General features: G+C 61.9%; 12 protein-coding genes. 8 read left to right on the top strand and 4 right to left on the bottom strand.

Annotation, left to right across the window (positions count from 1 at the left end):
- The first annotated feature begins 5 nt into the window (after positions 1-5).
- The 5 genes from FZZ93_RS00600 (at position 6) to FZZ93_RS00580 (ending at position 4,658) form a co-directional block, all read left to right on the top strand.
- Positions 6-596 carry a CvpA family protein gene (locus FZZ93_RS00600; RefSeq protein ID WP_149320826.1) on the top strand — a complete coding sequence of 197 codons (591 nt, stop codon included), beginning with the start codon at positions 6-8 and terminating at the stop codon, positions 594-596.
- A gap of 61 nt (positions 597-657) precedes the next feature.
- Positions 658-2,175: an amidophosphoribosyltransferase gene (gene purF / locus FZZ93_RS00595; RefSeq protein ID WP_149320392.1), complete on the top strand. Its 1,518-nt coding sequence runs from the start codon at positions 658-660 to the stop codon at positions 2,173-2,175.
- 10 nt (positions 2,176-2,185) lie between these two features.
- On the top strand, positions 2,186-3,382 hold the full coding sequence (locus tag FZZ93_RS00590) for an O-succinylhomoserine sulfhydrylase (RefSeq protein WP_149320391.1): 1,197 nt from the start codon (positions 2,186-2,188) through the stop codon (positions 3,380-3,382).
- A gap of 106 nt (positions 3,383-3,488) precedes the next feature.
- A complete protein-coding gene (locus tag FZZ93_RS00585; RefSeq protein WP_149320390.1) occupies positions 3,489-4,043 on the top strand; it encodes a cytochrome b in 555 nt (184 codons plus the stop codon).
- Between the two features lie 30 nt (positions 4,044-4,073).
- Complete coding sequence (locus tag FZZ93_RS00580) at positions 4,074-4,658, top strand: YceI family protein (RefSeq protein ID WP_149320389.1); 585 nt, start codon at positions 4,074-4,076, stop codon at positions 4,656-4,658.
- 120 nt (positions 4,659-4,778) lie between these two features.
- Here FZZ93_RS00580 and FZZ93_RS00575 read toward each other — a convergent pair whose 3' ends face one another.
- Positions 4,779-5,570 (bottom strand): 2OG-Fe dioxygenase family protein, encoded by a 792-nt coding sequence (locus FZZ93_RS00575; RefSeq protein ID WP_149320388.1) that lies wholly within the window; start codon positions 5,568-5,570, stop codon positions 4,779-4,781.
- A 350-nt stretch (positions 5,571-5,920) separates the two neighbouring features.
- On the opposite strand from FZZ93_RS00575, the gene FZZ93_RS00570 reads away from it, so the two are divergent.
- From FZZ93_RS00570 to FZZ93_RS00560, 3 genes are all read left to right on the top strand, one after another.
- Complete coding sequence (locus tag FZZ93_RS00570) at positions 5,921-7,684, top strand: putative bifunctional diguanylate cyclase/phosphodiesterase (protein WP_309675907.1); 1,764 nt, start codon at positions 5,921-5,923, stop codon at positions 7,682-7,684.
- 133 nt (positions 7,685-7,817) lie between these two features.
- The gene (locus tag FZZ93_RS00565) at positions 7,818-9,107 is read left to right on the top strand and encodes an MATE family efflux transporter (RefSeq protein WP_149320825.1); all 1,290 of its coding nucleotides are present in this window, start codon (positions 7,818-7,820) and stop codon (positions 9,105-9,107) included.
- Positions 9,108-9,297: 190 nt separating this feature from the next.
- Positions 9,298-10,557, top strand: coding sequence for a D-amino acid dehydrogenase (locus FZZ93_RS00560; protein WP_149320386.1), 1,260 nt, complete (start codon positions 9,298-9,300; stop codon positions 10,555-10,557).
- A gap of 107 nt (positions 10,558-10,664) precedes the next feature.
- On the opposite strand, the gene FZZ93_RS00555 is transcribed toward FZZ93_RS00560, so the two are convergent.
- The 3 genes from FZZ93_RS00555 to phhA are packed head-to-tail and all read right to left on the bottom strand — an operon-like array spanning position 10,665 to position 13,069.
- Positions 10,665-11,852, bottom strand: coding sequence for an amino acid aminotransferase (locus FZZ93_RS00555; protein ID WP_149320385.1), 1,188 nt, complete (start codon positions 11,850-11,852; stop codon positions 10,665-10,667).
- Positions 11,853-12,191: a 4a-hydroxytetrahydrobiopterin dehydratase gene (locus FZZ93_RS00550; protein ID WP_149320384.1), complete on the bottom strand. Its 339-nt coding sequence runs from the start codon at positions 12,189-12,191 to the stop codon at positions 11,853-11,855. It abuts the gene before it with no gap.
- Between the two features lie 47 nt (positions 12,192-12,238).
- Positions 12,239-13,069: a phenylalanine 4-monooxygenase gene (gene phhA / locus FZZ93_RS00545; protein WP_149320383.1), complete on the bottom strand. Its 831-nt coding sequence runs from the start codon at positions 13,067-13,069 to the stop codon at positions 12,239-12,241.
- Positions 13,070-13,147: the final 78 nt, after the last annotated feature.

Below are 13,147 nucleotides of genomic sequence, written 5' to 3'. Positions count from 1 at the left end.
ACGAAATGGCGCTGACCTGGCTCGATTGGCTGTGTATCGCCGTGCTGGCCGTCACCACCCTGACGGGACTGTTCCGGGGGCTGATCCGCGAAGCCCTGGGCCTGGCGTCCTGGATTGTCGCGCTGCTGGCAGCGCGCTGGTTTTCCGAGCCGGTGGCTGATTTGTTCGCCGGCCTGATCGAGAGCCCCGATGGACGCCTGGTGCTGGCGTTCGTGCTGGTGGTGTTCGTCGTCATCCTGGCCTGTGGGCTGATTATTCGCCTGATGCATGCGGTAGTGGAGTGGGTCGGCATGGGGCTGTTCAATCGGGTTGCCGGTGCGGCCTTCGGGCTGGTCAAGGGAGCGGCGGTACTGGTGCTGGCGACTATCCTGATTGGACTAACCCCACTGTCGCAATTGCAAGCCTGGCAGCAGGCAGAGTTGCGTCCCGAGCTGGAGCGCCTTCGGGATTGGTCGATGGGCCAGCTGCTGGCCTGGGAAGACCGTCTGCCGGCGTCGGCATCGTCCCTGGAGACGTTCGCCCCAAGTGACCAGAGTGCAGAAACGACACCGGAAACGCTACGCGGCAGCACGAATCCAGACACGAATCCAGAATAGTGTGAATACTGGGATGGCGTTGCGTCATCCCTTTCCCTTACGGCAAGCGAGGTAAGCAGTAATGTGCGGGATCGTGGGCCTGATGGCCAAGCAGGCGGTGAACCAGGGGATCTATGATGCCCTGACGGTACTGCAGCACCGCGGCCAGGATGCCGCCGGCATGATGACCTGGAACGAGGGACGTTTCCTGCTGCGCAAGAGCAACGGCCTGGTCCGGGATGTCTTCCATACCCGCCACATGGCGCGTCTCAAGGGCAACCTGGGAATTGGCCATGTGCGTTATCCTACCGCCGGTTCCTCCAGCGAGGCGGAATCCCAGCCGTTCTATGTCAATTCGCCCTTCGGCATCACTCTGGCCCACAACGGCAATCTGACCAATTCCGACCAGCTCAAGCAGGAGCTGTTTTCCTCCGATCTGCGCCACATCAATACCAGCTCCGATTCCGAGGTATTGCTCAATGTCTTCGCCCATGAGCTGGGTAAGCAGGGGTTGCATCTGGCCCCGGGCGATATCTTTGATGCCGTGCGGCGGGTGCATCGCCGCTGTCGGGGAGGCTATGCCGCCGTGGCGATCATCAATGGCGTCGGCATGGTGGCTTTCCGCGACCCCAACGGTATCCGTCCGGTGGTCTTCGGGACCCGTGACGAGGGAGAAGGCCAGGAGGTGATGATTGCTTCCGAATCGGTAGCGCTGGATGTCGGCGGCTTCGACCTGCATCGCGATCTGGCGCCCGGCGAGGCGTTGTTCGTCGATATGGAGGGTAATATCCACACCCAGAGTTGCGCGGATCAGCCGCGACTGGCGCCATGCATCTTCGAGCATGTTTATCTGGCGCGTCCCGATACCTTGCTCGACGGCGCCTATGTCTACGGCACGCGCATGCAGATGGGGCGCAAGCTGGGGGATCGCATCCAGAATGAATGGCCGGATCATGACATCGATGTGGTGATCCCGATCCCGGATACCTCGCGGACCTCGGCGCTGGAGCTGGCTCAGCACCTTGGCGTGACCTTCCGCGAAGGCTTCATGAAGAATCGCTACATCGGCCGGACCTTCATCATGCCTGGCCAGACCCAGCGCAAGAAGTCGGTACGCCAGAAACTCAACGCCATCGATATCGAATTCAAGGGCAAGAACGTGCTGCTGGTGGATGACTCCATCGTGCGGGGCACGACGTGCCGGCAAATCATTCAGATGGCTCGGGAGGCTGGCGCCCGCAAGGTCTATTTCGCCTCGGCGGCACCGCCGGTTCGTTACCCCAATGTCTATGGCATCGACATGCCGGCGGCCAGCGAATTGATCGCCCACGGCCGCAGTGAGGCCGAGGTCGGCGAGTTGATCGGTGCGGACCGCATGGTCTATCAGAATCTGGAGGACCTGAAGGAAGCGTGTCGTGAAGTGAACCCGGCCCTGGACGAGTTCGATTGTTCGGTCTTCGACGGTCGCTACATCACCGGCGATATCGACGACGCCTACCTGGCCGAACTCGAAGCGATGCGCAACGACGAGGCCAAGCTGTCGAGTGCCGGTGACCATGCGTTGGTCGGCATGCATAATCAGGAAGATGACATCGACTGAGGGAAGCGCCATGCACGATGACGACCAGTTCGGCGATGACTGGGGGCTGTCCACTCTGGCGATACGCGCTGGCCACCGGCGCACCGCCGAGCAGGAACACAGCGAGCCGATCTTTCCGACGTCCAGCTTCGTCTACGGCAGTGCCGCCGAGGCGGCACGCAAGTTCGGCGGCGAGGAGCCGGGCAATATCTATTCCCGCTTCACCAATCCCACGGTGCACACCTTCGAACGGCGCCTGGCCGCGCTGGAAGGGGGCGAACGCTGCGTGGCCACGGCCTCGGGCATGGCGGCGATTCTGTCCACGGCCCTGGCGCTGCTGTCCGCCGGTGACGAGATCGTGGCTTCGCGTTCGCTGTTCGGCTCCACGGTCAGCCTGTTCGACAAGTACCTGGGCAAGCTGGGTATTACCACTCGCTATGTCGAGCTGTCGAACCTCGAGGCGTGGGAAGCGGCACTGACACCGGCCACCAAGCTGTTGTTCGCCGAGACGCCCTCCAACCCCTTGTCCGAGGTGGTCGATATTGAAGCCTTGTCCGAGATCGCCAAGCGTCACGGTGCCTGGCTCGCCATCGACAACTGCTTTTTGACACCAGCGCTACAGAAGCCGCTGGCGCTGGGCGCGGATCTCGTGATCCATTCTGCCACCAAGTATCTGGATGGTCAGGGCAGGGCGGTCGGTGGTGCCGTGGTCGGTCCCGACAAGGCGCTCGAGGAGATCTACGGTGTGGTGCGCACCTGTGGCCCGTGCCTGAGCCCCTTCAATGCCTGGATCTTCACCAAGGGGCTCGAGACGCTGGGACTGCGCATGCGGGCGCACTGTGCCAGTGCCCAGGCATTGGCCGAATGGCTGGATGCACATCCGGCGGTCGAGCGGGTCCATTACAGCGGCCTGAAGCACCACGCGCAGCATGAACTGGCCGCTCGTCAGCAGGCGGCGTTCGGCGCTGTGCTTGGCTTCGAGGTCAAGGGCGGTCGCGAGGGTGCCTGGTCGGTGATCGACGCTACTCGGCTGCTGTCGATCACCGGCAACCTGGGCGACGCCAAGAGCACCATCACACATCCCGGCACCACCACGCATGGACGCCTCTCGGAAGCACAGAAGGCATCGGCCGGCATCAGCGAGGGCTTGATTCGTGTGGCAGTCGGCCTCGAGGATCTGGAGGATATTCGGGGGGATCTGGCTCGAGGGTTGGATGCCTTGGCCTGAGAGTCGAACGGTTTTTCCGAATGAAGCGTTCGTCAATTTTCAGCGGATCGAGGGAGTCTCGCGCCGTATAGTGACGTCCTTGTCATGACGTTCCGGGAAATTGGACATGTGGAGAAACTCGCGTTTCGGGTGGGGGCTCGTCAGCATCCTGCTGCACTGGCTCAGCGCGCTGGCCATCGTTGGCCTCTTCGTGCTGGGCTGGTGGATGACGGGGCTGGGTTACTACGATAGCTGGTACAACCTGGCTCCCTGGTGGCATCGCAGCGTGGGCATGCTGTTGCTGTTCGCGACCCTGGGGCGGCTGGTCTGGCGCCTCATGCAACCCACTCCGGCCGCCCGGGGGCATCGGCTGGAGCGCCTGGCCGCGCATGTTGGCCACATTCTGCTGTATTGCCTCATGCTGCTGGTACTGGTGAGCGGCTACCTGATTTCCACTGCCGAGGGCGGTGGCATCGATGTCTTCGGCTGGTTCAGGGTGCCGGCGCTGATCAGCGGGCTACCCGATCAGGCGACCCTGGCGGGGACGATCCACTGGTATGCCGCCTGGGCGTTGATCGTGCTGGCGGCTGGCCATGCCCTGGCGGCCTTCAAGCACCATCTTATCGATCGTCATGATGTTCTCGTGCGCATGCTGTTGCCGCGCTACACTCGCCGTCACTGAAGACTGAAACTGAAAATGGAGAGCGACACGATGTACAAGAAGACCGCGCTGACTGCCGCCCTGGCTGCCGCCGCACTGGTGCCCCTGACCCAGGCTCAGGCTGCCGATTACGCTATCGACACCGAGGGCCAGCATGCCTTCGTCCAGTTCAAGATCAGCCATTTGGGCTTTTCCTACATCCTCGGCTCCTTCGAAGAATTTTCCGGGGGCTTCAGCTACGACCCGGAAAATCCCGATGCGTCCTCGGCGAACGTCGAAGTGGATGTGGCCAGCCTGACCACCAACCATGCCGAGCGTGACAAGCACATCAAGAGCGATGACTTCCTCGATGCAGGGGAGTACCCGACGGCAACCTTCACGTCCACCGGTTTCGAATCCACCGGCGAGAACGAGGGCGTGCTGACCGGAGATCTGACCCTGCACGGCGAGACCAACGAGATCGAGATGCCGGTTACTCTGCTTGGCGAGGGTGAAGACCCCTGGGGTAACTATCGTGCCGGCTTCGAGGGCAGCACCACCCTGACGCTTGCCGATTATGACATCGACATGTCGAGCTTCCCCGAACCGATGCACGAACTCGAGCTCTACGTGACTTTCGAGGGCATTCGTCAGTGACGTGATTGCCATCGATGCCGAGGCGAAGGGACGCCAGGCGATCGAGAAGGCGTTGAAGTGAACGACACCCCCGGCATTCGCCGGGGGTGTCGCGTTTCGGGCGCATGAAGACGTCAGCCGTCACGCCTCGTTGAGTACGGCATCGGGGAAATGGCGCCGCAGGATACGGTTCTGGAAGGGGTCCACGAACCGGCTGTTGATGATGATGATGAATCGTTCGAAGGGCTGGTCGGCATCCTGTTGCGTGATAGCGTCCACGCTGTGGTAGAGCCGGTCGTCGCGCAGATGCAGGATGCCACCCGGATCGAGCGTCACCTCGGCCACCGGCTGGGTGCCGGCCTTGTCGACATAGAGATGGTTGCCGGCGCCGGTCACGTTGCGGCGACTGACCACCATGATGCTCAATGCCTTGCAGCCGTCGGCGTGGATGCCCTGTCCCTGGAGTGGATCGATTCGATCTTCGCCCCTGACGCCGGTGATCTGCATCAGGATCGGTTCGTTGGCCTGAATGTTCCAGAGTCCGGCCCAGGCGCGCACGAAGGCCTTGACGTCAGGGCGCTGCTGGAAAGCATTAGTCAAGGGCGCATAGTAGCGCAGACGATCGGCCATGCTCTCGGCGTTGTTGAAGGCGCCGCCTTGTGCCATGGGGCAATGCCCCATGTCCCGGACATCGCCGGTCTGGTCGAGAGCCAGCCATGACATGCGCTTCCAGCGTCGATCGACGTAGGGATCTCTCGGCAAATCCGTAGTGAAGGCCTGCCAGGCGGCCAGGTCGAGATGATTCCGCAGATTGGTCATTGCCCAATCCTGTTGCGCCAACTGGGTGGTCACGCCAGGGGGCCAGTAGTCGCCGAGGGGATTCGACGGCATGGTGGTAATGTCGAAACCGTACTTGAGCGTATCGAGTTTCATGGAATAACTCCTTTTCCTGAGGGCGGGAGTTGCCCGAGTCGTTGTCGGAGGATTCCGGACAACAGTAAAAAAAGGAGGAGAAATGTAAGTAATTGTCAAAAAAATGAAGGGGTGGAGACTCTGATAATCCATAATTTTTTGATTTATAATAAAAAAATTATGGATTAGGCGGGAAGCTGAGCCTGCGTGACATTGATAACAGTTTGCATCATGCTCGGTCGTGGGCCTTGTATGAGAATTCTTAAATTCTGTGTCGGCTTTTTCTGACAACAAAGAGGGTGTGCATGGTCGGCCGCGTTGCGCGTCTACGACAGTGGTTGAGTCGAGCAGGTAGGCAGGGTCGGGGGCATGTGCCGCAGGATAATGTGCGCTCGACGTCACCGGATGATGTCGAACGTGTCAGACGCCAGTACCAGGAAAGCGAGCAGCGCTTCCGGGCGTTGCTCGAGAGCCTGCCCAAGGTTGCGGTACAGGGCTATGATCGTGATCGCCGTGTCATCTACTGGAACGAGGCCAGTACGGCACTTTACGGCTATGCCTCCGATGAGGCGAGTGGTCGGTTGCTCGAGGATCTGATCATCCCCGAGGAGATGCGTGAAGGGATGATCGAGGCGCATCGCGCCTGGGTTGAAGAGGGCAAGGAGATTCCAGCCGAGGAAATCGAGCTCGAGCATCACAGCGGTGAAAGGGTGCCGGTGTTCTCTCACCATGTGATGCTTGGCGAGCATACCGATTCCCCCTTGATGTTCTGTGTCGATGTCGACCTCTCCGACCAGAAACGCATGCATCGCGACCTGACCTTCGCTACGCATTTCGATGCCCTGACCCATCTGCCCAAGCGTCAAGCTTTCGAGACCGAGCTGGAAAGGGCGCTGGAAAATTGTCGACGGCGCTGCGCCGGTCTGGCAGTGATCTATCTCGATGTCGATCGTTTTTCCGAAATCAATGACGCCCTGGGCTATGAGCAAGGGGATCGTTTGCTGGTCGAGCTGGCCCGGCGGCTGGGGCAGGAACAGCGCCTGACCGATTTGATATCCCGTGTCTCGACAGATGAGTTCGTGCTGGCCTTTCCGGGGGTGAACCAGCGTGAAGATGTCCATCGTCTCATCGGAAAGGTGCAGCAGACCCTGCGGCGCCCATTCGCGGTGGCGAGCGGTGAACGCCGGATCTCCGCGGCGCTTGGCGTCAGCCTGTTTCCCGAGAATGGTCTGAGCGCCCGGGAATTGATCCGCAACGCCGATGTGGCCAAGAATCGGGCCAAGCTGGATGGTCCGGGCGGCCTGCAATTCTTTCAGCAGCATCACCACGATGAACTGGTCCGAGAGCAGCGCATGGTCGAACAGCTCGAACGGGCCATCGAGCACCGGGAGCTGAGCCTGCACTACCAGCCGCAGGTTTCCGTGGCCAGCGGTCGTATCGAGAACCTCGAGGCCCTGCTGCGCTGGCAACCGCACGATTCGTCTTCTTTTGTCTCTCCGGGGGAGTTTATCCCGTTGGCGGAGAGATCGGGCCTGATCCATCGACTGGGCGATTGGGTCATGGAAGAAGCCTGTCGGCAGCAGGCGGCATGGCGCCGGGCTGGCTTCACGGAGTCGCGCGTCGATATCAATCTTTCGGGACGACAGATGTTGCGGTCGGACACCTTGGCTCGCTTCGAGGCGTGCCTGGTGCGACATGGCCTGACGCCTCGGGATGTCGGTATCGAGCTGACCGAGAATGTCCTCATCGAGGCCGAACCCCAGGTGCTGGAGGATCTGCGGCGTCTTTACCATCGTGGCGTGCGTATCGCCATCGACGACTTCGGTACTGGCTACTCTTCGCTGAGTTATCTCAAGCACTTTCCCGTCACGGCCCTCAAGGTCGACCGGACCTTCATTCGCGACGCCTCCAGGCAGCCCGAGGACCGCGCCATCATGGAGGGGGCGATCTTCATCGGTCATCGTCTGGGACTCGAGGTCGTGGCTGAAGGCGTCGAGAGCGCGGAGCAGCTCGATCTGATCCGTGGGATGCATTGTGATCTGGCCCAGGGATACTTCTTCTATCGCCCCATGCCGGCGCCCGATATCCCGGAACTGCTCGGCAGCACGGCGGGGCGGTCGACGTCGCCGTCATGAACTCGACCCGCGGTTGCCTTGCAAGATGACGTAGAATGGCCGTTTTCGAGCATCGCCCGGAGTCATTGTGAGTCGTACTGATACTGCCCCCCGGCCATCGTTGGGCCTGACGCTATGGCGCCAGACCTGGCCGATGGCGATTGGCGTGCTGTCCCTTCTCGGTTTCCAGTTGGTCGACAGCGCCTTCATTGCGCGGTTGGGCACGGCCCCGCTGGCCGCGCAGTCCTTCACCTTTCCGTTGAGCTTTTTGATCATCGGCATCCAGGTGGGGATGGGAATTGCCATTGCCGCCTTGATATCGCGTGCCCTGGGCGCCGGCGAGCAGGCCCGGGCGAGACGCCTGGGCAGCCTGGTGCTGCTCAGCGGCACCGTCGTGATCGCGCTGCTGGCGCTGGTATTGTGGTGGATCCAGGCCCCCATCTTCCTGCGCCTGGGAGCGAAGCCCGAATCGCTGACACTGATTCGTTCCTATTGGAATCCCCAATTGCTGTCCGCCTGGCTGGGAGCCTGTCTGTATTTCGGTTACAGCCTGTTCCGGGCGCATGGCAATACGCGCTTGCCGGGCGTGTTGATGGTTGTGACCAGCCTTGCCAATCTGGCGCTTGACCCCTTGCTGATCTTTGGTGTCGGTTCCTGGTCTGGCCTGGGCCTGCCCGGTGCTGCTATCGCCACGGTACTGGCGTTTACTCTGGGGCTGGTGGTACTGGGCTGGCGGTTGATGGGGAAGGACTGGCTCTCGAGCCGAGGGCTCATGGGCGAGATGCGTCTTTCTTTACGCCCCTTTGCTGGCATCGCGGGGCCGGCAATGATCAGCCAGTTGATGCCACCCCTGGCAGCGATGTTGGCCATTTCGGCGGTGGCGAACCTCGGCGAGGCCCAGGTGGCGGCCTGGGGGTTGGCCAATCGCCTGGAGACGGTGTCGCTGATGGTGGTCCTGGCCATGACGATGTCGCTCCCGCCCTGGCTGGGGCGCTGTTACGGTGCCGGGGACTGGGCTCAGGTGCACCAGTTGTTGAGGCTGGCATTGCGCGTCGTGGTGATCTGGCAATTGGCCCTGGGCCTGGTTCTGGCGGTGGCCTCGCCCTGGGTGGCTCAGGCCCTGTCGGGCAACCCCGAGGTGCGCGGCGACCTGGCCGTGCTGGTGCGCTTCATGCTGCCGAGCTACGCCGCCCTGGGCGTTTGCATGCTGGTGGTATCCGCCGGCAATGCCCTAGGTTGGCCGTTGCGAGCCATGGTGATGTCTGCGGCGCGGCTATTCGTGTTTTATCTGCCTTGCCTGTGGGTCGGTAGCTGGCTGGCCGGTTTGACGGGGCTGGCGATGGGTGCGGCCGTGGGCAACGTGTTGGCGGGCCTGGCAGCCTGGGGCTTGTTGCGTCGGGTGCTTTCGAGCCCACGACGGCGCATGGCAGAATACTCGGAGTGAAATCGTCTTTAAATATGCATATTTGCAGTATTTAAAGTTATGTACTTTTAGTATTTTGATCTTATCGGCTTTTTTGATAAGTAAAAACAGAATAATGGCCTGTCTGTCATCTCTATACTGCTCTCCCGAGGCACCGGATTGCCCCGGTGGCTTCTCGTCCATGGCAACAAGCACAAGAGGAAGGGGGAGCATGAAGGTATTGATTCTGGGTAGTGGTGTTGTTGGGGTGACCAGTGCCTACTACCTCGCGCGACAGGGGCATGAGGTGACGGTGGTGGACCGTCAGCCATCGCCGGCCATGGAGACCAGCTATGGCAACGCCGGCCAGGTGTCCTTCGGCTTTTCCTCGCCCTGGGCGGCGCCGGGTATTCCGCAAAAGGCCGTGAAGTGGATGTTCCAGGAACATGCGCCGCTCAAGGTCCAGCCCCGGATGGACCCAACCATGGCGCGCTTCATGCTGCGCATGTTCGGTAATTGTAATGCCGAGCGGTATGCGGTGAACAAGGAGCGCATGGTGCGTATCGCCGAGCATAGCCGGGCCTGCATCGATGCGCTGCGCGCCGATACGGGGATCCGCTATGAGGATCGTCAGCGGGGCCTGCTGCAGCTCTTTCGCCACGAGAGCCAGGTCGAGGCGGTGGCCAAGGACATGCAGGTACTCGAGCAGTGCGGCGTACGCCACGACCTGCTCGACGCCGAAGCGATCAAGGTCGTGGAACCGGCACTGGCCCGGGTACCCGGCAAGTTTGTCGGTGGCCTGCATCTGCCCGATGACCAGACCGGCGACTGCCATCTCTTCACCAATCGGCTGGCCGATTACTGCCGCGAGCAATTGGGCGTGTCGTTCCGCTTCAATGTCGATATCCAGCGTCTCAAACGCGGCGGAAGCGGCATCGAGAGCGTGGTGACCAGCGCCGGCGAGTTGACTGCCGATTCTTATGTGGTCTGCCTGGGCAGTTATTCGCCTTTCCTGGTCAAGGATCTCGATATTCGCCTGCCGATCTATCCCGTCAAGGGCTACAGCCTGACCGTGCCGGTCGTCGACGATGGTGGCGCGCCGCAGTCCACGGTGATGGACGAGACCTTCAAGGTGGCGATTTCGCGCTTCGATGACCGCATTCGTGTCGGCGGCACCGCGGAGCTGGCCTCCTATGACCTGAGCTTGCTGGAGAAACGACGTGCGACCATCGGCATGGTGGTACGCGATGTGTTCCCCGAAGGCGGGGATGTGGCCAAGGCGGAATTCTGGGCAGGGCTGCGTCCGATGACGCCGGATTCCACACCGATCATCGGAGCTACCAAGTACGGCAACCTATGGTTGAATACCGGTCACGGCACCCTGGGATGGACCATGAGCTGCGGCAGTGCCCAGTTGCTGGCCGACCTGCTCGACGGGCGTGACACCGCCATCGATCCCGCCGGGCTGGGCGTATCGCGATACGCGGCTTGAGACATGATGCCGTAGCATGAAAAAGGCCTCGTCGGTGCGTGCCGACGAGGCCTTTCGTGTCGCGCCCGGCAGTGCCGCCGGGCGGACCGGGAGATACCCTGGTGAACTCAGTTGACCGCAGCGATCGCCTTGGCCAGGTAGGGCAGGTTCTCCTGGGAGAAACCGGCGACGTTGGCGCGGCCGGAGCGGACCATGTAGATGCCGAATTCATTGCGTAGGCGGTCTACCTGTTCCGGCGTCAGGCCGGTGTAGGAGAACATGCCGCGTTGTTCGGCGACGCAGGCATACTTCTGATCCAGGCCATAGGGCTTCAAGGCCTCGACGAAATCGCGGCGCAGGGTGTTGATGCGGTCGCGCATTTCGGTGAGCTCCTCGTGCCAGATGGCGGAAAGCTCGGCCGAATGGAGAATCTCGGCGACGATGGCGCCGCCGTGGGCCGGCGGGTTGGAGTAGTTCTCGCGAGCCACGATGGCGACCTGCGAGCGCACGTTCTCCATTTGCTCGTTGTCCTTGGCGACCATGATCAAGCAGCCGGTGCGCTCGCAGTAGATGCCGAAATTCTTCGAGCACGAACTGGTGATGATCACCTCGTCGAGGTTCTCGGCCAGCAGGCGCGGCCCATAGGCGTCTTCGTCGAGCCCTTCACCGAAGCCCTGGTAGGCGAAATCGACCAGCGGCAGCAGGTTGCGCTGCTTGACCACCTCGAGAACCTGGCCCCACTGCTCGCGGGAGAGATCGAAGCCGGTGGGGTTGTGGCAGCAAGCGTGAAGCAGCACCACGTCACCCTCGGGAATCTCCTTGAGCGCGGCCAGCATGCCGTCGAAGTCGAGACGGTTCTCGGCGTCGACGTAGGGATACTTCTTCAGGGTGAGACCCGCGGCCGGGAAGATGCCCAGATGGTTCGGCCAGGTCGGGTCACTGACCCAGACGTCCTTGCCCGGTAGCTGGGTGGCGATGAAGTCTGCCGCCAGGCGCAGGGCGCCGGTACCGCCGGGTGACTGGGTGGCGCTGGCGCGGCCGGCCTCGAGTACCGGTGAGCCTTCGCCGAGCACCAGGGGCAGTACCGCCTGGCCGTAGCGCGGATCGCCGTGAGAACCGATGTAGGTCTTGGTGGTCTCGTTCTTGAGCAGCAGGTCCTCGGCGGCCTTGACCGCGCGCATCACTGGCGTGTTGCCCTGGGCGTCACGGTAGACGCCGACGCCGAGATCGACCTTCTGGGGGTTGGTGTCCTTCTTGAAGGCCTCGATGAGCCCGAGGATGGCATCCCCGGGGACCCGCTCAATTTGCTCGAACATTTACTTCGCTACCTCGTCGGTTCTGGCGGCAAGAATGAAATCGTTCTTGTGCAGGCCCTTCATCTCGTGGGACCACCAGGTCACGGTGACCTTGCCCCACTCGGTCAGCAGCGCGGGGTGATGCCCTGCCTGCTCGGCGATTTCGCCAACCTCGTTGGTGAACGCCAGGGCCTGACGGAAGTTGCGGAACTTATAGCTCCGCTCCAGTTGCATGATGCCATCGCGCTCGACGATCTGCCACTCGGGAACCTCACGGCGGTAGGTCTCGATCTCGTCGTCAGTGACGTGGGGCGCATCCCAGCTGCAGGCTTCGCACTGTTGTTCGGAAAGCTCGCTCATTTCGGCTCCTCGTGGGTTGTTGCAGGAAAATGGTGCCATGCTCGCGATCAGGCGCTGGCGGCTTCGGTCGGCTTCGGCTTGGGCGGAAAGCGCGGCTCGAAGAGTCCCAGCTCCATGGCCTCGTGGACCATGCCCATGATGTCGCGTTCCGACAGTTCGTGCAGGGTCTCCAGGCTGTCCAATACATAGTAGAGCGGCTGGAGAATGTCGATGCGATAGGGGGTGCGCAGGGCGTCCATGGGGTCAAAGGGCGCATGGAGCGGAGTGTCGGACAGGGCGTGCAATGTCTCCTTGGGCGAGGAGATGATGCCGCCGCCATAGATGCGCCGGCCCTCGGCGGTGTCGACCAGGCCGAACTCCACGGTCATCCAGTACAGGCGTGCCAGGTAGATGCGCTCCTTCGGCGTGGCATTCAGCCCCAGTCGGCCATAGGTGGCGGTGAACTCGGCGAAGGCCGGGTTGGTGAGCATCGGACAGTGGCCGAAGATCTCGTGGAAGATGTCGGGTTCCTTGAGGTAATCCATTTCCTCGGGGGAACGGATGAAGGTGGCCACTGGAAAGCGCCGGGCGGCGAGCAGCTCGAAGAAGGTGTCGAAGGGGATCAATGCCGGTACCTGGGCGGTTTCCCAGCCGGTGGCGTCTCTGAGGACGTGGTCGATGTCGGCGAGCTGGGGGACACGGTCCCGCGGTAAGGCCAGTCGTTCGAGGCCATCCAGGTATTCTCGGCATACGCGCCCCTCGACCAGTGCGAGCTGCCGCTCCATGAGGGTCTGCCAGGTGGCGTTCTCGCGCGTCGACCAGGTGATGTATCCATCATCGTCCGGCATGTGGACCCGGTAGCCGGTCTTGCTGGTGATCGGGGTGTCTTGTGCCTTCATGAGGTCTCCCGTGGCGGATTGAGGTTGTTGTGGCCCTGGGGAATGTCTTCGGGAATATCTTTGAGTCTAGGCGCCTCG

This window comes from Halomonas eurihalina, assembly GCF_008274785.1.
Lineage (GTDB): Bacteria > Pseudomonadota > Gammaproteobacteria > Pseudomonadales > Halomonadaceae > Halomonas > Halomonas eurihalina.
This window is presented reverse-complemented; position numbering and strand designations above follow the sequence as displayed.

Excerpts from the sequence above, each read along its gene's own strand:
- FZZ93_RS00550 (WP_149320384.1), bottom strand. The coding sequence starts at position 12,191 with ATGAGCGAGCTTTCCGAACAACAGTGCGAAGCCTGCAGCTGGGATGCG.
- FZZ93_RS00575 (WP_149320388.1), bottom strand. The coding sequence starts at position 5,570 with ATGAAACTCGATACGCTCAAGTACGGTTTCGACATTACCACCATGCCG.
- FZZ93_RS00560 (WP_149320386.1), top strand. The coding sequence starts at position 9,298 with ATGAAGGTATTGATTCTGGGTAGTGGTGTTGTTGGGGTGACCAGTGCC.
- FZZ93_RS00590 (WP_149320391.1), top strand. The coding sequence starts at position 2,186 with ATGCACGATGACGACCAGTTCGGCGATGACTGGGGGCTGTCCACTCTG.
- FZZ93_RS00585 (WP_149320390.1), top strand. The coding sequence starts at position 3,489 with ATGTGGAGAAACTCGCGTTTCGGGTGGGGGCTCGTCAGCATCCTGCTG.
- phhA (WP_149320383.1), bottom strand. The coding sequence starts at position 13,069 with ATGAAGGCACAAGACACCCCGATCACCAGCAAGACCGGCTACCGGGTC.
- FZZ93_RS00555 (WP_149320385.1), bottom strand. The coding sequence starts at position 11,852 with ATGTTCGAGCAAATTGAGCGGGTCCCCGGGGATGCCATCCTCGGGCTC.
- FZZ93_RS00580 (WP_149320389.1), top strand. The coding sequence starts at position 4,074 with ATGTACAAGAAGACCGCGCTGACTGCCGCCCTGGCTGCCGCCGCACTG.
- purF (WP_149320392.1), top strand. The coding sequence starts at position 658 with ATGTGCGGGATCGTGGGCCTGATGGCCAAGCAGGCGGTGAACCAGGGG.
- FZZ93_RS00565 (WP_149320825.1), top strand. The coding sequence starts at position 7,818 with ATGGCGATTGGCGTGCTGTCCCTTCTCGGTTTCCAGTTGGTCGACAGC.
- FZZ93_RS00600 (WP_149320826.1), top strand. The coding sequence starts at position 6 with ATGGCGCTGACCTGGCTCGATTGGCTGTGTATCGCCGTGCTGGCCGTC.